This is a genomic window from Clostridium sp. (assembly GCF_017888565.1).
In the GTDB taxonomy this organism is placed as follows: domain Bacteria; phylum Bacillota; class Clostridia; order Clostridiales; family Clostridiaceae; genus Clostridium.
This window is the reverse complement of the sequence record NZ_JAGHFX010000083.1, coordinates 125787-145907: the sequence shown is the minus strand read 5'-3', so window position 1 is coordinate 145907 and position 20121 is coordinate 125787. Positions and strand designations below refer to the sequence as shown.

General features: G+C 24.5%; 14 protein-coding genes and 1 pseudogene. All 15 read left to right on the top strand.

Going from position 1 to position 20121, the window contains the following annotated elements; genetic code table 11:
* Positions 1–48: 48 nt before the first annotated feature.
* The 15 genes and pseudogenes from J7M87_RS16595 to wecB all read left to right on the top strand — a co-directional run bounded on the left by J7M87_RS16595 (position 49) and on the right by wecB (position 20060).
* A complete protein-coding gene (locus J7M87_RS16595; RefSeq protein WP_291652695.1) occupies positions 49–1590 on the top strand; it encodes a polysaccharide biosynthesis C-terminal domain-containing protein in 1542 nt (513 codons plus the stop codon).
* A gap of 204 nt (positions 1591–1794) precedes the next feature.
* Positions 1795–2647: pseudogene (gene galU, locus J7M87_RS16590) on the top strand (UTP--glucose-1-phosphate uridylyltransferase GalU).
* A 257-nt stretch (positions 2648–2904) separates the two neighbouring features.
* Positions 2905–4128 carry an HRDC domain-containing protein gene (locus tag J7M87_RS16585; RefSeq protein ID WP_291652694.1) on the top strand — a complete coding sequence of 408 codons (1224 nt, stop codon included), beginning with the start codon at positions 2905–2907 and terminating at the stop codon, positions 4126–4128.
* A 271-nt stretch (positions 4129–4399) separates the two neighbouring features.
* Positions 4400–5461, top strand: coding sequence for a conserved phage C-terminal domain-containing protein (locus J7M87_RS16580; protein ID WP_291652693.1), 1062 nt, complete (start codon positions 4400–4402; stop codon positions 5459–5461).
* 242 nt (positions 5462–5703) lie between these two features.
* Positions 5704–5925, top strand: a complete 222-nt coding sequence (locus J7M87_RS16575) for a DUF1659 domain-containing protein (RefSeq protein ID WP_250455684.1) — start codon at positions 5704–5706, stop codon at positions 5923–5925.
* Between the two features lie 166 nt (positions 5926–6091).
* Positions 6092–6310: a DUF2922 domain-containing protein gene (locus J7M87_RS16570; protein WP_291652692.1), complete on the top strand. Its 219-nt coding sequence runs from the start codon at positions 6092–6094 to the stop codon at positions 6308–6310.
* A 651-nt stretch (positions 6311–6961) separates the two neighbouring features.
* Positions 6962–8254 carry a glycosyltransferase family 4 protein gene (locus tag J7M87_RS16565; protein WP_291652691.1) on the top strand — a complete coding sequence of 431 codons (1293 nt, stop codon included), beginning with the start codon at positions 6962–6964 and terminating at the stop codon, positions 8252–8254.
* Positions 8208–9536 (top strand): glycosyltransferase, encoded by a 1329-nt coding sequence (locus J7M87_RS16560; protein WP_291652690.1) that lies wholly within the window; start codon positions 8208–8210, stop codon positions 9534–9536. The genes J7M87_RS16565 and J7M87_RS16560 overlap by 47 nt, the downstream gene beginning before the upstream one ends.
* 2 nt (positions 9537–9538) lie before the next feature.
* A complete protein-coding gene (locus J7M87_RS16555) occupies positions 9539–10342 on the top strand; it encodes an ABC transporter permease (RefSeq protein WP_271833948.1) in 804 nt (267 codons plus the stop codon).
* Positions 10343–10360: 18 nt separating this feature from the next.
* Positions 10361–12529 (top strand): teichoic acids export ABC transporter ATP-binding subunit TagH, encoded by a 2169-nt coding sequence (tagH, locus tag J7M87_RS16550; protein WP_291652689.1) that lies wholly within the window; start codon positions 10361–10363, stop codon positions 12527–12529.
* A 136-nt stretch (positions 12530–12665) separates the two neighbouring features.
* A complete protein-coding gene (locus tag J7M87_RS16545; RefSeq protein WP_291652686.1) occupies positions 12666–14093 on the top strand; it encodes a hypothetical protein in 1428 nt (475 codons plus the stop codon).
* A 29-nt stretch (positions 14094–14122) separates the two neighbouring features.
* Positions 14123–15349, top strand: a complete 1227-nt coding sequence (locus tag J7M87_RS16540) for a nucleotide sugar dehydrogenase (RefSeq protein ID WP_291652684.1) — start codon at positions 14123–14125, stop codon at positions 15347–15349.
* A gap of 36 nt (positions 15350–15385) precedes the next feature.
* The gene (locus J7M87_RS16535; RefSeq protein WP_291652682.1) at positions 15386–16138 is read left to right on the top strand and encodes a hypothetical protein; all 753 of its coding nucleotides are present in this window, start codon (positions 15386–15388) and stop codon (positions 16136–16138) included.
* Positions 16105–18912 (top strand): glycosyltransferase, encoded by a 2808-nt coding sequence (locus tag J7M87_RS16530; protein WP_271833938.1) that lies wholly within the window; start codon positions 16105–16107, stop codon positions 18910–18912. Before J7M87_RS16535 ends, J7M87_RS16530 begins: the two co-directional genes overlap by 34 nt.
* A 29-nt stretch (positions 18913–18941) precedes the next feature.
* The gene (gene wecB / locus J7M87_RS16525) at positions 18942–20060 is read left to right on the top strand and encodes a UDP-N-acetylglucosamine 2-epimerase (non-hydrolyzing) (protein WP_291652679.1); all 1119 of its coding nucleotides are present in this window, start codon (positions 18942–18944) and stop codon (positions 20058–20060) included.
* The last annotated feature ends 61 nt before the right edge of the window (positions 20061–20121 follow it).

The window sequence follows — 20121 nt, the reverse complement described above, 5'->3', positions numbered from 1 at the left end:
GCTTGTAATTTAAAAATATTAAAAAAGAAAAATTAGAAGAGGATAAAAATGAATAGAGCTAAAATAGCAATATATAATACCATAATTGTTATAATTTCTTCTATTGTACAAATGAGCTTTATGCTCATAAGAACAAAATTAATAATAACTAATTATGGTAAGGATATTAATGGATTAATTCAGACTATTACTCAGATTCAAACATATTTATTATTATTAGAAAGTGGGATATGTTCTGCTTATTTATATAGAATGTATAAACCAATTTCTATAGGAGATAATTTGGAAGTTTCTTCATTGTTTAAGGGTTTTTCATTATCTATAAAAAAAATAGCTATAAAGATGATGCTAGTATCAATAATTATATCAATAATATTACCTGTTATAATTAATAACGGTTCAATCGACAATAAAAAAATAATTTTTATATCATTATTAATGTGTAGTAGATTTGTAATTCCTTACTTCTACTCTATAGTACCACAATATATGTTGAACTTAAAAGAGTTAAAGTATAAAACGGAAATAATTTTATTTTTAAGAGAAAGTTTAACTTATTTATTAGAAATATTATTAATAATAAAAGGGTACAATATTTTGAGCATATTATTAATTGGGATAATTGTTAATAGTATATTCACTTTTATTTTTAGATTCATTATGAAACATGTGTATAAAGAAAGTATTAATTATAATGCAAAAATTAATTTAGAGCCTAACTCTATGACAAATGATATTTTAGTTCATCAAGTTTCACGCCTAGTATTTAATAGTACAGATAATATTATTTTATCTGCATTTACTTCTTTAAATAATGTTGGAATATATAGTTCATATAATATGATTGTATCAAATGTTATAACAATAATGAACAAAATTATTGAGGGAACTAGATCATCATTAAGTATAAAGATTAATAAAAAGGATGAAAATTCATTTAATATTTTCAAACAAATTCTATCTTTATCATTATTTTTTGCGAATATTATATGTTGTGTATTTATAATAATGATAAATAAATTTATTTATTTATGGCTAGGAAAAGATTTTTTGCTTAATATAGGATGTGTAATATTGTTTGGAGTGATAATACACCAAAATATAATATTACCGGTATCAAATATTGCTAAGGATGCTAAAGGATTATTTAAGGAAAGTAAGTGGTATACAGTATTGCAAACAGTTATAAATTTGCTTCTTTCCCTTATGTTGGTAAAAAAGTTTGGGATATTAGGAGTGTTATTTGGGACTGTAACTGCTAGAGGAGTAATTACTTTACCATGTAATTATTACTTAGTATACAAAAAAGTTTTTGAAAAAAAAATAGAAATAATGCAATTTGTATATAGTGTAGTTTTTATTATTTTTAGTATAATATCTTCGCAGATAATATCTAACAAAGTTATTAGTATAAATAATTATAATTGGATATCTTTTGTTAGTGAAACTTGTATAATTTCAATATATATTATAATTACTTGTTTTATATGGATGTGTTATACAAATAAAGAATTTAGAATTTTAACTGTAAAAGTGAAAAATCAAATATATAAATATATAAATAGATGGGGAAATAATAATTTAATCTAGAAATTTAATATAAAAGAAGGTAAGCATATTTTAAATTCAAAGTATTCAAATAAAATTTAAAGGGTGAAAGATAAAATTTGAATTAATATATAGAGATTAAAGAAGTTAGAGAAAATAGGTGAAGGATTATAGCGATATCTAAAAACAATCAGTTTTAATTTATAACAGAGATAGGATAAGAGGGGTAGAAGTTTAGGGTTAAAAATTAAAATTAAAAAAGCAGTAATCCCAGCAGTAGGTCTAGGAACAAGATTTTTACCTGCAACTAAAACACAGCCAAAGGAATGCTATCAATAGTTGATAAGCGAACTATTCAGTACATATAGAAGAATGTGTTCAATCTGGCATAGAAGAAATTCTAATTATAACTGGAAGAAATAAAAAATGTATAGAGGAACATTTTTATAAATCTGTAGAGCTTGAAAGCAATGGAAAGCAAGAAATGCTTGAAATGGTTAGAGGAATCTCAGATATGGTAAATATACACTTTATAAGACAAAAGGAGCCAAAGTGGTTAGGACATTTTATTCAATGTGCTAAAACTTTTGTAGGTAATGAGCCTTTTGCAGTCTTATTAGGTGATGATATAGTTTATAATGATGAAAAGCCGTGTTTAAGTCAACTTATTAATTGTTATAACGAGTATAAAACATCTGTATTAGGTGTACAAGAAGTTAGCAGTGAAAATGTATCAAAGTATGGAATAGTTGGCGGAATTAATATTGAAGATAGAATTTACAAGGTTAAAGAATTAGTAGAGAAACCAAGTATAGATAAATCACCATCAAATATTGCTATATTGGGTAGATATATTATAACGCCTAAAATATTTGAAATATTAGAAAAAACAAAGCCAGATAAAGGTGGGGAAATTCAATTAACTGATGCTTTATTAAAACTTTTAGAAGAAGAAGCTATATATGCTTACAGTTTTGAGGGAAGAAGATATGATGTTGGAGATAAGCAGGGATTTTTAGAAGCGAATATTGAATATGCATTAAGAAGTGAGGATTTAAGAGATGGGTTTACGGAATATTTAAGAGCATTATCTTTATAGAAATTTCTAAATTCTAGGGAAAATATTATTAGGGCTTATAAAAGAAAGTTGCTTAAAAGTTCAAGGGAGTCGCGTTTCGCGACGTCCTTGAACTTTTTTATTGTAAGTGTAAAAATAGGGTGAAATAAAGTTATATAAAATTTTTAAATACTAGTAAAAATAAAATTTGGTAAAATATTGATGAAGATGATATGAATATACACATTTATAAAGTATAATTTATATATATTTAAATTGATTTTTATGAGAGGTACAAAATGGCTTTATTTAACAAACTAGATAAACCTATATTTTTAAAAGAAGAAAGTGAAGCAAAATATTATATTTCTAAGCTACAGGAATTACATAGTAGAGCACCAGAGGGGATTAAAAGTAAAATAGAAAAAGAATTTAAAATTGCAACTCTTGGAGAGCTTGGAGAAAATAATATAGCTTTTGAACTAAAAAATAGTGGAATACCAATGTACATATTGCATGATATATGTCTAGAAAGTGAAGATTTATCTGCACAAATTGATTACATAGTAGTAACAAGAAAAGTTATATTTATAATTGAATGTAAGAATCTTATAGGTAATATAGAAATAAATTCACAAGGGAACTTTATTAGGACTTATAATCTTAATGGTAAGTTTATAAAGGAAGGAATATATTCTCCAATAACTCAAAATGAAAGGCATTTGGAAGTGTTAAAGAGAATAAAGAAAGAATCTAAAAGTAATTTTATTTCTAAGCTTCTTTTTGATAAATATTTTAATGATAATTATAAATCAATAATAGTACTGGCTAATCCTAAAACTGTTTTAAATTCAAGATATGCTAAGAAAGAAATTAAAGATAAGGTTATTAAAGCAGATCAGCTTATTAATTACATAAAAGAAGTTAACTCTAAATCTGATTTAATGACTTTAAGTGATAAGGAAATGAAAGAGATTGCAGATAGATTACTTGCTTTACATAAGCCTAGTAAATTAAGTTTTCTAAAAAAGTATCGTCAGTTAATAGAATTAGTTAATGATTATAATGATAAAGAAAATGATAAAACAATACTTAAAGATAATATTAATAATACAGAAAAGAATAATGAGATTAGTATTAAAAATGAGAAGAGTGATACTGTAAATAAACATAAAAACTATATTACGAATAATATTTATAAAAGTAACAATACAAGTAATATCAATATAAATGTTAATATAGGAAACAATAGTTTCATTAATAATAGTACAAGCAATAAAATTAACAATAATAGCGATATTATATTTAATAATGAAAGTTTAATAAAAAAATTAAAAGAATTTAGACTTCAAATGAGTAAAGCTGAAAATACAAAACCATATATTATTTTTAGTGATAAACAAATGTTTAATTTGCTAGAAAGGATGCCAAAGACAAAATTAGAGCTTAAGGATGTTTCTGGCTTTGGAGAAGTGAAAATCGAAAAATATGGAGATATTATTTTGAAGATAATAAATGAATAAATTGATAATTTAAAGGACCTCGCGTTTCGCGAGGTCCTTTGTTAATTATAAGAAATATGAAATATGGAGATCTATATTTTATACATATGCATATTTAATCTTTTTTTAGTGTAAAAAATTAATTTAAAAATATTTTTATAAATCTTTAAAATTTCAAAATAACTGCATATGCAATAAGAAAAAATTTTAAAAAGTTTTCTCAATTTTATTTTAATATGGATATTTACTTTATAAGAAGATATTTAAAAGTTATATTTAGGAGGATTTTAATATGCAATATTCATTTTTAGGTTTTTCAGTGAAAAAGATTATGGAGTTTGGTTTAGATGTTAAAGATTTAGCTATTCTTAGATATTTTGATGATTTTAAAGAAAGTGGAAGAATGAATTATGAAACTATTGAAGGTGAAAAGTATTATTGGGTTAGTTATCAAAGCTTTGTTAATGAAATGCCTTATTTAGGATTAGAAAAGAGGTCTGTTATGGCTAGAATGTTAAAGCTAAGGGATTTAGGAATATTAAATCATTATACTAAAAAAGAAGGGGGAACTTTTTCTTACTTTAAGCTTGGAAATAAGTTTTATGAGCTTTTTGCTAATAATGAAAATGAAGCTCAATTAAATAATGAAATAAAAAGTAATTGTAATAAACAAAGCTATGATTATAGTAAAGATAATAAGTATAATCAAGAAACTAATGTTGATAATCACAATAATTATTGTAATATCAACAATTTAGATATTAGTAATAATTATGATATACAAAATAATGGACAGAGTGTCTCTAAAAATGATGATGCTATCAATAAATCAGGTGAAGAAAAGTATTCTGATGATGAGGTTATCTCTAAAAATGATACAAGGTTGTCTAAAGAAAGTGATAGAGGGTGTAAATCAAAATGTACATCAAAGACTAATCTACTAAAAGATTCATCTACTATAGATACTAATTTATATAAATATATAAAAGAGGTTAATGAAATAATTTCATATTTAAATTTAAATCTAGGAACAAAATATAAGGAAAATAACAAGAGTACTTTAATTTTAATTAATAGGAGAATCAATGAGGGTTACACTGTTGATGATTTTAAATCTGTTATTGAGAAAAAGGTGAAGACATGGAAAAATACTAAGTTCGAGCAATACTTAAATCCACAAACTTCATTTGGAGAGAAGTTTGAAATATATTTAAATCAAAATATTATCAAGGAAGAAAAAAAGGAGAATATCTTCATATATTACAGAGAACCTAGGAAATTAAGATTTAATAACTTTAAGGGAAGAGACTATGATTACGATGATTTAGAAAAAAAGCTTTTAGGATGGGCATAGTTCTTCCTTCACCAAGTACTTCTAAATGCTCGCTATATGCTTATTTCACATAGTCTATTTATCTTCGCCAGCTTATATTTCTTAATTATACTAATATGAAAGAGAAAATGTTAGAAGTTAATATACAGTAGTTTTTTCATTCTTTAATTATTATAAGTGTCAGCTTACAAAAATAAAAAAGTTTCTAAAATTTTTAAAAACTTCTCATAACTGCATATATAGTAAATGAGGAGGTGATTAGTATGGCAAATTCAGTATTAGTAGGAAATGCTTTAGAAATTAATTATCAAGTTGGTGTTGATTCTAAGGGAAAAGATGTATTCAATAAGCAAAGCTTTAAGAATGTATCTGTAGATGCAACTGATGATAAATTAGTAGAGTTATCAGATGCAGTTGAAAAGCTTATGGATTACACAGTAAGCACAATTAAGAAGCAACAAACATTTATGCTAACAAGAGGTTAGTTAGCTTTATAACTTAATTATTATTAAGGTAAGTTATGAGTAATAATTATTAAAGTTAAGAAATTTAATTTATGAAAGTAGCACTAGCTTATGAATGATTGGTTATAAGTAGAAGCAAAGAGATGTTACAAAAAGTAACTTTAAAATTGGGAAAGGGGGATTTAATATGATAGAAAGAACTGCTAGAATGGCTTTTAAAGATGTTGCAGGCAAAAAGACAAATTTGACTATTAAGGATGTTAAGCAAGATGTTTTAGATGAAGATATCTCAGCACTTATGAATTCTGTTATAACTAATAAGTTATTACAAACAGAAGCAGGAGATCTTGTTGAAATGTTAGAAGCGCATGTAATAACAAAAGAAACAAAGAAAGTTGATCTTTAATATAGTAAAATTCAAGGGGGTCGCGAAAAACGCGGCCTCCTTTATATTGCAACAAATAAAGAATTTATTTAAGATATTTAAATTTATATTAATTAAATAAAACATTATTTTCTTTATTTATATCAATACTTTTGTATAATTAGACATTAATTTTAGTATTCATTCTGCTGTTAATAATGAAAAATATAAAAAGTTAATTGTGATGAAATTAAAAAATTTAAAGCTATTATGGTGTAAATAAAAGTTTCAAATAAAATTATATATAATTATAAATTTTTAAATAAAATAACCTAAAAAAGTAATATTGCACATTTTTTTAGAAAAATTTAGAATATTGTCATTAAATTTTTGTAAAATAGTAAGAAAATTATATTATTTATATAAAAATAATGCTGTAAATATGGTATAATATTTGTCATTAAAATGATGTATTAAATATAGTTAAAAAAAAGAGTATTTTAATTGAAAAACAATAAAGAATTCTTATATAATAAGAGAAAAATATATTATAAATATCTATTATTTAGGTTTAATTTATTTCTATAATTTAATTTATGTAAAAAAGAGTAGGTTCTTTGAGATTTATTATGATAAATAAATATAATAGTTCGTACAAAATTGAATTATATACTTAGGAGTAAAGTTGAGATAATGAATAAAGTTAAAGAAAAAGTTTTAATAATATCTGAAGTCTTTTATCCTGAAATAGGAAGTGGGGCTAATAGGATAACTAATTTAGTAATTGAATTAAAAAAAAATGGGTATATGGTTGATGTGGTAACCTCAGAGCCTTCTTATCCTAATAAAGATATTTATAAAGAAGAGGGATATAGGGATTTAGAAAAAGAAAAAGATATATATAAAGGTTCTAATATACATAGGGTTAGGACAAGCAAAGTGAAGAGGACTACTAACTTTTTTATAAGATTATATATATATATTAATTTCTTTTTTAAAAGTATATTTTCAATAATTTTTAGAAGGTCAAAATACAACTTAATTATAGCTACTGTACCATCTCCTTTTTCTGGAGTATTAGGTATAATAGCAAAAATTAGGTTTAGATGTAAGTTTATATTAGATATAAGAGATTTATGGCCAGAATGTATAAAAAATGTAGGATTATTTAGAAAAAATAAATTTTTATTGAAAATCGCATATGGATTAGAAAAAATAATTTTTAAATTTGCAGATTCAATTGTAATTAATAGCGATGGTTTTAAAGAGTATATAAATAAAAATAAGTATAAAAAAAGTGTAGTATTTATTCCAAATGGGTTACAGATTAGTGAAATTGAGAAATATGAGAAAATAAGCAGAAAAACAAATAAGCATGGGAAATTTACTGTTATATACACAGGAATGATAGGATTACCTCAAAATGTTACATCACTTGTAAGGGTTGCTAGAAATTTGAGACATATTGAAGATATAGAATTTAAAATTATAGGTACAGGAATACAAAGAGAAAAAGTATTAGAGCTCATAGATCACTATGATTTGAAGAATATAAGGGTATATAATCCAATGCCTAAAAATAAAGTTGTTGAAGAAGTAGCTAAATGTCATATAGGGTTAGCTCACCTGAGAAAAGATAGTGCCTTTGATTTGGTTATACCAGGAAAAATAATTGATTATATGGGAATAGGAATACCTATAGTGGCAGGGGTTGAAGGATATGCTGCAAAAGTTATAAATGATAGTGAATCTGGTTTAGTTGTTGAACCAGATGATTATGTTGGATTATCTAAGGCTATTATGAAAATCTATAATGATAAGAAATCATATGAGTATTATTCAAAAAATGGTATGGATTATTGTTTGAATAATTTTTGTGTTGAAAATAATTTGATTAAATATATAGATTTAATTGAAAGAGTTACAAGGAGAAATGATTATGTCAAAAAAGATAGGGATGTTCGTATGGAATCACTTCACCAATGATGCAAGAGTGCTAAGAGAATGTACTGCTTTAGCTGAAAAAGGATATGATGTTAAGCTTATAGCTATTCATGATTCAAAGCAAAAAGATTTAAAGAAAAACGAAAATAGAAATGGCTTTAATATAGTAAGAGTAAATAGATATCCTAAATACATATTGTTGGTTAATAAAGCTATCAGTTTAATTAAGAGAAATAAGATTCTTGCATTACCGTTACTAGCTCTTATTGGGTTGATTTTTTATTTTAATCAAGTAATTGGACTTGCTATGCTGCTAATTATAGGATTAATGTTTCTTAAAAAAGTAAGAGGCTTTTTGATAAAAACACATATATTTTTAAATATGATAATTGAGGGGTTAAAATTTAATGCTGATGTTTACCATAGCAATGATTTAAATACTCTTCCTCAAGGGATAATATGCAGTAAGATTTTTAAAAGAAGATATCTAGTTTATGATTCGCATGAGGTTCAAAGTTCTAGAACTGGATATGGAAAGCAAGCATATTACATAGAAAAAATATTAATAAAGTTTATTGATAAAATGATTATGACCAATAGAACAAGGGCAGAATACGTTAAAGATCTGTACAATATAGACTTGCCAGAGATTGTACATAATTATCCTTTCTATACAAAAGATGATTCTATAGAAAATAAATATGATATATATGGCATGCTGGATATTCCAAGAGATAAACCAATATTACTTTATCAAGGGGGAATTCAAGTTGGAAGAGGTCTTGATAAAATTGTAGAAGCTATAGACAAGTTCCATGATGGAATAACTGTTTTTATAGGTGATGGCAAGTTGAAGCCAGAAATAATGAAAATGGTAGATGAAAGAAATTTAAATGACAAAGTAAGATTTTTAAATAAGGTTCCAGTAGATGAATTAAAATATTATACTGCTAATGCTTATTTAGGCTTTCAAGTTTTAAATAATGTTTGCTTTAATCATTACTCTGCATGTTCAAATAAACTTTTTGAATATATGATGAGTAAAGTTCCAGTAGTAGCGTGTAATTTTCCAGAGATTAAAAGAGTAGTTCAAGAAGAACAAATAGGACTAGTTGTTGATTCTCATGATCCAAATGAAATAGCAAATGCTGTTAATACAATGTTAGAGGATAAATCATTACATTCAATGTTTAGTGAAAACTGCACAAATGCAAGAGAAAAGTATAATTGGAATAATGAAAAAGAAAATTTTGTGAGAATATATGATGAACTGTTATATAAGAAAAATATAGTTATAGAAAATGATATAAATATAGGGGTATAAATATGAAAGATTTATTATTTATTTTAAAAGAGCATAAAGAAAATTTGTATAAAATTTACAAGTTATCGTTGTATGATTTTATAACCCCACTAAGAGATACATATTTAGGTATTATTTGGATAATATTAAATCCATTATCACAAATAGGTGTGTACTGGTTTGTGTTTGGAATGGGAATAAGAAATGGTAAGCCTATAGATGGACATCCATTTTTACTTTGGATGTTAGCTGGACTTATACCATGGTTTTATATTAGTGCTGCAATAAGCAGTGGAACATTGGCGATCTACTCAAAATCATCAATAATAACTAAAATGAAATTTCCAAGTAGCATAATACCAACAAATACTATATTAACTCAGTTATTAAATAATATACCATTAATATTTATAATGATTATAATATATGTATTTAATGGATATAAAGCTAAAATTTATTATATTCAAATACCATATTATATATTAGCAGCAACATTACTTTTAATAGGAATATCACTTATTACATCAGCTTTAGTTATGGCAATAAGAGATATAAATAGAATAGTAGGAACAGTTTTGAGATTCATGTTTTATTTAACACCTATTTTATGGACTACTATAAATTTACCACCAATAGCATTAAAAATTATAAGATTAAATCCATTTATATATATAATTGAAGGATTTAGAAATACATTTTTATATAATAAATGGTTTTTTGAAGATGTTAAATTTACAATATACTATTGGTTAGTAACAATAGTAACAATTTTAATAGGTTCTATGATTCATATGAAGTTTAGGAATAGATTTTCAGATTTAGTCTAGTATATAAGGGGATAAGGTATGAATGAAAATAAATATTCAATTATAGCTAAAAATATAAGTAAAGGATATAAAATGTATTCTAGTTCTAAGGAAAAATTATTAGATTTAATTTTACCAAAAGGAGCAGGAAAAACCTTTTATGCTCTTAAAGACATATCATTTGAGGTTGAAAAAGGTGAAGTAGTAGGATTATTAGGTCTTAATGGTTCGGGAAAGTCAACATTATCTAACATATTAGGTGGAGTATCTATGCCAACAAGTGGAGAAATTGAAATTAACGGAGAGGCTTCACTAATAGCAATAGGGATTGGGATGAATAATTTCCTATCAGGAATAGAAAATATAGAGTTAAAAGCTCTTATGATGGGATATAAAAAAGATGAAATAGAGGAAATAAAGCAAGAAATTATAGATTTTGCAGATATAGGAGAATTTATAAATCAACCTCTTAGAACTTATTCAAGTGGTATGAGAGCAAGACTTGGTTTTGCAATATCAGTTTATACTAATCCGGATATTTTGGTAATAGATGAAGCTTTATCTGTTGGTGATCCTACTTTTACACAAAAGTGTTTAGATAAGATGAATGAATTTAAGGAAAGTGGAAAAACTATATTTTTTGTTAGTCATTCATTACAACAAGTAAAACAGTTTTGTAATAAAGCAATATGGCTTGAATATGGTAGGCTTAGAGAATATGGGGATGTAGATTTAGTATTACCTAAGTATCAGGAATATATAAATAAAATAAATAAAATGAGTGAAGTTGAGAAAGTAGAATATAAAAAAGAGGTTTTAAAAAATCAAGAACATTCATTATTAAAAGATTTCAAACTTATAGATAATAACTTGAAAAAATTTATACCAAATGGAAGGGTTATAAAAAGTGTTACGCTTATAAATAATGAAAATACTGTTAAGGAAGTATTTTTTAATATAGATTTAAGTACTTTTGCATTTGGATTTATACCTTCTATTATAAGAAAGAGATATGAGAATGCTATTTTTATTTTAATACTTCAAATTATTAATTTCTTTGTAATAGATTTCCCTTATTCAATAATTACTAATTTCTTTGTAACAGGAATTGCATCTATTCTTGTAGCAAGAGGATATATAGATTATTTAATAGAAAATAAGAAATTCATACCATACAGTATATGGAAAAAAGCTGATTTCCATGAAGAGGAAAAAGTAAAAAATAAAATTCATCAACAGAATAAAATTAATAAATTAGCAACAATAATTTCAATTGTATTTATTGCTTTTGCTTCTATTTTTTCATCCAGTTATATAATTAAAGATTTTACAATTTTGAACAGTGAAAAAATTAATGTGAAAGATTATATGATAATAGTAGTATCTAATGTGAAAAATGAACAGACTATTGATAGTCTATTAATTTTAAACTCTAAAGGAAGTAGTAGCTTAAATGGAGTAGTATATCCAGGTAAAATACAAGTTTCTTATAAGGATAATATTGATAAACTATCTAAATTAGCTAATTTGAAAAATATAGATGGATTAAAAGAAATATTAGAGAGTAATTTTAAAGTTAAGGTATCTGATTATATTATTATAAATAAAGATGATATTAAAATCACAGATGGGAAATATATAGAAATATATGAAGCGATTTTATCAAACATATTAACTTTAGAAGAAAAAGATTTTGAAAAGAGAGTTAACGAAATAATAGAAAAGTATCCTAAAATTGATAAAGAGCTATTAAGTGATTTTTATAATGAATTTAATAATAAACAAATTGATATAGCAGAAGTAAAATATAAAACTGTATTACTTAGTGATTTAGTAGAGGACGCGGTTCTAAAAGCACTAAATATAACAGATAAGGGGAATTATGAGTTTATAACAACAGATACAAGAATTTTACAAAATAATTCTATTATCAAAAATATAAATAAGAAATATGAGGAATATTTAAATAAAAATTCTGAAGAAGAAGTTATAGAAGATGATAAAGTAGATATTGAAAATGACTTATATGAAGATATAGAAGATCCTATTTGGAATAATCAATGGGAAACACGACCAAATAATAGCGGAGGGGGAACGACCCAAACACCACCAAGCAACAATGGAGAAGGAACAACAGAAATACCACCAAGCAATAGTGGAGGAGGAACAACAGAAACACCACCAAGCAATAATGGAAATAGTGAATAACTAATACAACTTAGTAATAATTAGGGGACTGGAGCTGAGTGGGCATACACTAATAATAATTTAGATTAATAGAATAGTGTTGAACATAATAATAAAATAAATTAAGAATCATTAGTATAAAGGAATAGTGGAAATTATGACTACGGTTAGCTATGGAGCTAGGATATTAGGGGAGAACTTAAATAATGATATATCACTTTTTATAGATGAATCGTTACTTAGTATAATTAGTGATATTAAAGTTATAAAAGATATATTTGATAATTATGATGAGTTTATAACATTGAAGGATATTAATAATATAGAAGGAAAATTAGTTATAAATCTTTTGAATGAGATAAAATACCTATTTAATTATAAGGATATTTTTATATTAGAAGAGAAATATAAAGATTTAATAAAGAAGAAGAATATTAATTTCAATAAAATAGACTCATTAAATATAGATTATAGAATATATGAAGAAGCAATAAAGATAATATCAAATAAATTTCTTAGCAGTATAAATGTTGAGGATATAATAATATTAGATTTTAGATTAGATGAAAAATATTATATTAAAGATAATAAAAAAGTAGAGTTATCAGATGATGAAAGAAAATTAGTGGATAATATTAATAAACACTTAGATAAAATAATTGATATTTTCTTTAGGGTATTACCAGGAATAAATATTGAAAGATTAGATTCTGGATTATATATAAGCGATATAGATGAAAGAAAAATAGAGATTGAGAAAAAAATATTAAAAGATATTAATAATATTATTAAAGATTTTAATGCTACAAAAAAGAACTTTAATAATGAAAAAATCCATAATAGTAATTTAGGAATAAAATACTATTTTAAAAAAGCTTTTTTTAATAATAAAGACAAATTGATAATAGTATTCTCGGCCTTTTCTAATGATAAACCTAAGTACAATTATATAAACACATTAAGCACATATGATTGTAATAAACTTTATATATTGGATAACTATGGTAGTAAGGGTACTTATTATCTAGGGCTTAATGGCAGTTTGGAAATTGAAACCGCAGTAATGTCTTTAATATGTAAGATAATTTCTGAAAATAATATAAAGTTCAAAAATATAATAAGCGTAGGGTCTTCTAAAGGAGGATCAGCAGCTCTATATTATGGAATGAAATATAATTTTGGAAATATAATAATTGGAGCTCCTCAATACAAAATAGGAACGTATTTATGTGATTTAAGCATTAAAACTTATGCAGAGGAGATTTTTGGAGATAGAAGTATTGCAAATAGAATAAAATATGATAATTTGATAAGACTAATTTCTAATAATAAATCAAAGATTTATCTATTAACAAGTGATGGAGACAATCAATATGATAGAGTTTTAAAAAGTTTTGAATATGTTTCAGAAGAATTAAATCTTGATTTAACAATAGATAAATGTGAAATAGCTCATCATAATGATATTGCAAAAGAATTTCCGAATTATTTAGAAAGTAAACTTTCTAAAATATTAAAAGATAATAGATATAAAAGGTTAATTATAGAAAAAGTTATAGAAGTATTTAAATTGAAATTTAAATAAATAATAAATCATTGGAGGGAGTAGTAATTATGAAAAAACTAAATATTATAGGACTAGGATACATAGGATTGCCAACAGCATTAATGTTTGCAGCTAATGGAATAGATGTTGTTGGAACAGACTTAAATGAAAGAATAGTTGATGAATTAAAATCTGGTAATCTTACATTTAAAGAAGATGGTCTGGAAGATCTTTTTAGAAATGCAGTTGAAAAAGGAATAGAGTTTTCAAAGGAATATATAAAAACAAATAGATATATAATAACTGTTCCTACACCATACATAGAAGAAACAAAGAAAATAGATCCTAAATATGTAATATCTGCTGTTAATACAGTATTAGATGTTTGTGAAAAAGGAACTATATTAGCAATAGAGTCAACAATATCTCCAGGAACTATTGATAGATTTATAAGACCTATTATAGAAGAAAGAGGCTTTAGAATAGGTGAGGACATACATTTAGTACATGCTCCTGAAAGAATAATACCTGGTAAGATGGTATATGAGTTAGAAAACAACTCAAGAACTATAGGTGCGGACAATAGAGAAGTTGGTATGATGGTTAGAGATTGGTATAAAAGTTTCTGTAAAGGTGACATAGTTGTTACTGATATTAAAACTGCTGAAATGAGTAAAGTTGTAGAAAATACTTTTAGAGATATAAATATTGCTTTTGCAAATGAGTTAGCTAAGATTTGTAGAAGAGAAGATATTGATGTATATGAACTTATAAAAATAGCAAATAAACATCCAAGAGTAAATATCCTTCAACCTGGACCAGGAGTAGGTGGCCACTGTATATCAGTAGATCCATGGTTTTTAGTTGGTGATTATCCAGATTTAGTTAATGTAATATTATGTTCTAGAGAAGTAAATGATAGTATGCCAGAATTTGTTATAGATAGAATTAGAGATATAATGAATGAAAATGGAATTGAGGATATATCAAAAGTTGGTTTATATGGACTAACATATAAAGAAGATATTGATGATATGAGAGAAAGTCCAACAGTTCAATTAATGGACAAGCTAGAAAAGTACTTTGTAAAAGGAATTAAAACATATGATCCATGGATAGAAGAGAAAAAATATGAGGGCCAATATATGAATTTCGAAAGTTTTATAAATGATGTAGAATTAGTAGTTATTATGGTTGGTCATACTCATATTAAAGAAAATATTAAAAGCTTAGAAGGAAAGTTAGTTTTAGATACAAGAAATATAATATTTAATGAAAATATATATAAGTTATAGTAGAGATTTCTTTTATATAGTATGGAGGAGATTCCTGTGAAAAAAAAATTTAGAAATAAATTTATAAATAATCTAGTAGATGAATATAAATGGATAGATAATGAATTTATAAATGAAAAAAGAGTTTCGGTAGTAGATATTCTTGATTTGGATGAAGATAGTATAAGTTATAAATTGAAAGAAATTGATATAGATTATGAAATTATAACTATAAATTATGATGATGTAATGGCGAATCAAATTAAAAATATATTGGATGTTTTATTAGAGAAGAAACCAGATAAAAAAATATTACTTATAATAAATTATGTAGATTTAAAAAATATTTATAATAATTTAAATGATATTTTAAGTTTATATAAGGTTTCAAATTTCAAAGTAGAAAATAAGTATTTTAGCAACTCTATTATAATGATAATAAGTAATAGCATTAATAAAAATTTTCAAGAAATAATCAGCTTAAGAGAAGATAAAATAAATCTAGCTAATAAATTAATAAATTCATATCAAAAAGAAGAATATTTTTTAAAAACAATAAGCAATAACTTAAATAAAGAAGAAAGAATTAAGAAAAATCATTTAAAAGAGTTGATGGAGTTAAGAAAAGAAAAAATAGAGTTAAGCAAAGTTTTGTTAAATTCATATCAAAAAGAAGAGTATTTACTGAATTCTTATGATAAATTATTAAAACAATTTAATATTATTAATAAAAAATATTTTTCTTTAAGTAATTCAAAGTTAGGAAAATTAACTATATGGTATTGGAAAGAAAGAAAGAAGAGGAGGTAGAAGAAAATATGGATAGTAATTCTATAAAACAAAGATTAAATACGTTAATAAAATTGAGAAAAGAATTAAGAGAAATTATTGCAGAAGAAGAGCAAAAAATAAAAGAGTATAAAGAAGTAATAGGAAAAGATTATATAATTAAAGAAAAGAAAAATATAGCTACAGTTAAAGAACTTAATAGGAGTAAAGTTGATTATAAGTGTAAAGAAGTTAAAGTAGATAATATGGATATCGAAAAAAAGAACAATTATCTCAAAAAAAGAGATGAACTTTCAGATTTAAACTTTATAAACAGAGTTAGGGATAAATTGAAAAATATTCCGGTTAGTAATGGAAGTAGATATTATTCAAAATTAAATATAAATATAGGCATTATAGCAGATGAGTTTTTATATAATTCATTTAAGGATGTTGCAAATTTTATATATATAACACCTAAAAATTATAAGGAGCATGTGAAAGATGTTCAATTATTATTCATAGCTTCTACATGGAATGGATTAAACAAAGAATGGTGTGGAGTTGCAACTCCAAATTCTAAGGTTAGAAAGTTACTTTTAGATGTAATAAGCTATTATAAGGAAAATAATATTAAATGTGTTTTTTATTCTAAAGAAGATCCTATAAATTATGATTTATTTTTAGATTATGCTAAAGTAGCAGATTATATATTTACAACAGAAAATGATGTTGTGGAAAATTATAAGCATGATTGTAATAATGAAAATGTTAAAGTTCTGAGTTTTGGAATAAACCCTATTTACCATAATCCAATTGGATTTAGAAGCATAGAAAAAGAAAAGGGGGTACTATTTGCAGGTTCATGGTATGAAAAGTATCCTGATAGAAATAAAGAGACAAAAACGCTATTTGATGGTGTTGTAAATTCAGGTAAAGATTTGAAAATTATAGATAGAAATTTTAGTATAAAAAATGAAAGATATTTTTTCCCAGAAGAATATTTGAAATTTATATCTCCAGAAATAGAACATTCTGATTTACAAAAGGTTCATAAGCTTTATGATTGGGCATTAAACTTAAATACTATAAAATATAGTACATCTATGTTTGCCAATAGAGTATATGAGTTGCAGGCATTAGGAAATATAATAATTTCAAACTATAATTTAGCAATAAATAATAAATTTCCAAATGTATTCTTAGTAACAGGAAAAAATGAGGTTTCAGATATATTAAATGGATTCACAGAAGAAGAAATATATAGACATCAAGTAAATGGAATAAGAATGGTTATGTCTAAAGAAACTACATATGATAGATTAAAGGATGTATTAGAAGTAGCTAAGATAGATAATAATATTTTAGAAAAAAGTATAGCTGTTATAGTAAAAGAAATTGATGATAATATATTAAACATGTTTGATAAACAAACGTATAAAAATAAAAAGTTAGTATTAGAAGATAAATTTAATGATGAAGTTAAAAAGCAATTTGATATGATAACATTTTTTAATAATGATAGTGAATATGATATGTATTATTTAGAAAATATGATAAATGCTTTTAAATATACAAATAGTGACTATATTACTAAAAATTCATATTATAGTGGTAAAACTTTAGTAAGCGGAAAAGAACATAATTATACAAACCTAATTGTAGATAAACATATGACAGTCTTTTGGAGCAGTTCATTTACATTAAAACAATTAAAAGGATTAAAAAGAAATTCAAATATAGAAAATGGATATAGTATAGATAGATTTGATTTTAATGAAAAATTATCTTCTAATTTAAATGAATTTGAGGAAAAAGATTATAAATTATCAATAATAATAGCTACATATAATAATGGTAATCACTTACTTTACAAATGTTTTAATAGTTTAAGAAGAAGTAGTATTTTCAATGATATGGAAATAATTATTGTAGATGATGGTTCAACAGATAATTATACTCAAAATGTTGTAAAGTATATAGATTCAAAATATAAAAATGTAAAGACATATTTATATGATGACGGTGGAAGTGGAAGTGCATCAAGACCAAGAAATAAAGGATTTGAAATGTCAACAGCAAAATATATCACATATTTAGATCCTGATAATGAAGCTATAAATGATGGATATAAAGTATTATATGATAATATAAATGGAACAGACTTAGATTTAGTTATAGGTGGAATGGATAAATTAGATACATCTCAAATGGGATTTAATTTTCATAATGTAATGTTAACATATAATAATAGAAAAGATATATTAACTGGAGACAAAAAAGAATTTTTAATAAAATCAAAATTTTACGTAATGAGTATACAAGCATTATTATTTAAAAGAGAGTTAATAGAAAAAAATAATTTGAAGATGATAGAAGGGGTCTTCGGAGAAGATACAATATTTTTTCAAGAATTAGTACTGTGTGCAGATAAAGTAAAGGCTGTAAATTTATATATACATATTTATTATGCAGCAGTAGAGGGATCAAGTGTTAATGCAATTACAAAAAGGTTTTATGAAAGATATTTAACTTTAGAAAAATTAAGAATAGATAAATATAAAGAATATGATCTAATTGATGGATATATAAAAACAAGATTTGATTTTTATGTAACTAGATGGTATTTTGATAAGTTAAAAAAAGTAAAAGAAGAAGATGCCATAGATTCAATTAAAATACTAGAAGAAATATTAGATTTATATAGGCCGTTTGTAGAGTTTAATGAACCGCAAATAAATAATTTTTATAAGATGTGTAAAAATAAGAAATATGATGATGTAGTGAATATTTTTATTAAAGATAAAATTAGCTAATATGTAATTTTGATAAATGAGGTATATTAATGAATAAAATAAAAGTATTAAGTGTTTTTGGGACGAGACCTGAAGCTATAAAAATGTGTCCCTTAGTAAAAAAATTAGAAAAAGATAATAAAATAGAATCTATAGTTTGCGTAACAGCACAACATAGAGAAATGTTAGACTCAGTTACAGAAATTTTTGATGTAAAGCCGCAATATGATTTAAATATAATGACACATGAACAAACTATTGTAGATGTCTCTAATAAGGTTTTATTAGGAGTTGATAAAGTAATAAAAGATTGCAATCCAGATATAGTTTTGGTTCATGGTGATACATCAACAACATTAAACGCTGCATTAGCTGCTTTTTATAATAAAGTACCAGTAGGGCATGTTGAAGCTGGATTAAGGAGTGGGGATATATATTCGCCTTTTCCAGAAGAAGTTAATAGAAAGTTAACTGGATCAATAACAGCATTACATTTTGCACCAACCAAAAGTAATGAAAAGAATTTATTAAATGAAGGCATAAGTAAGGATATTCATATTACTGGTAATACCGTAATAGATGCTTTATTAAGTGTAATTAATAAAGAGCATAAGTTTGATGAAGATATATTAAATAATGTAGATTTTGAAAATAATAAGATAATATTATTAACAAGTCATAGAAGAGAAAATTGGGGAGAGCCAATGAAAGCTATATTTTCAGCTACAAGAAGGATAGTAGAGGAAAATGATTCAGTAAAAGTTATATTCCCTATGCATAAAAATCCATTAATAAGAGATTTGGCTAAAAAAAGCTTTGATGGAATTGAAGATAAAGTATTATTAATAGAACCACTTGAATATGTTGACTTTGCTAATCTTATGTCAAAATGCTATTTAATAATGACAGATTCAGGGGGGATACAAGAAGAAGCACCTGCTTTAGGAAAGCCAGTAATGGTACTTAGAACAGAGACTGAAAGACCAGAAGCAGTAGAAGCAGGAACAGTTAAATTAGCAGGAATAGAAGAAGAAAATATATATACAATAGGAAATGTATTAATAAACAGTGAAGAGGAATATAATAAGATGGCACATGCAACAAATCCATATGGAGATGGAAAAGCTTGTGATAGGATTATTAGTATAGTGAAGAAGTATTTTAATTAATATATAATAACTAACATGTATAAATAGTGATAAATATGAAAAGTTAGTTTTTGTATTAGTG

What these genes read in the sequence shown, in the direction of transcription:
- J7M87_RS16530 (WP_271833938.1), top strand. Translation starts at nt 16,105, where the DNA reads ATGGTATTGGAAAGAAAGAAAGAAGAGGAGGTAGAAGAAAATATGGAT.
- wecB (WP_291652679.1), top strand. Translation starts at nt 18,942, where the DNA reads ATGAATAAAATAAAAGTATTAAGTGTTTTTGGGACGAGACCTGAAGCT.
- J7M87_RS16555 (WP_271833948.1), top strand. Translation starts at nt 9,539, where the DNA reads ATGAAAGATTTATTATTTATTTTAAAAGAGCATAAAGAAAATTTGTAT.
- tagH (WP_291652689.1), top strand. Translation starts at nt 10,361, where the DNA reads ATGAATGAAAATAAATATTCAATTATAGCTAAAAATATAAGTAAAGGA.
- J7M87_RS16585 (WP_291652694.1), top strand. Translation starts at nt 2,905, where the DNA reads ATGGCTTTATTTAACAAACTAGATAAACCTATATTTTTAAAAGAAGAA.
- J7M87_RS16575 (WP_250455684.1), top strand. Translation starts at nt 5,704, where the DNA reads ATGGCAAATTCAGTATTAGTAGGAAATGCTTTAGAAATTAATTATCAA.
- J7M87_RS16580 (WP_291652693.1), top strand. Translation starts at nt 4,400, where the DNA reads ATGCAATATTCATTTTTAGGTTTTTCAGTGAAAAAGATTATGGAGTTT.
- J7M87_RS16595 (WP_291652695.1), top strand. Translation starts at nt 49, where the DNA reads ATGAATAGAGCTAAAATAGCAATATATAATACCATAATTGTTATAATT.
- J7M87_RS16570 (WP_291652692.1), top strand. Translation starts at nt 6,092, where the DNA reads ATGATAGAAAGAACTGCTAGAATGGCTTTTAAAGATGTTGCAGGCAAA.
- J7M87_RS16560 (WP_291652690.1), top strand. Translation starts at nt 8,208, where the DNA reads ATGTCAAAAAAGATAGGGATGTTCGTATGGAATCACTTCACCAATGAT.
- J7M87_RS16565 (WP_291652691.1), top strand. Translation starts at nt 6,962, where the DNA reads ATGAATAAAGTTAAAGAAAAAGTTTTAATAATATCTGAAGTCTTTTAT.
- J7M87_RS16540 (WP_291652684.1), top strand. Translation starts at nt 14,123, where the DNA reads ATGAAAAAACTAAATATTATAGGACTAGGATACATAGGATTGCCAACA.
- J7M87_RS16545 (WP_291652686.1), top strand. Translation starts at nt 12,666, where the DNA reads ATGACTACGGTTAGCTATGGAGCTAGGATATTAGGGGAGAACTTAAAT.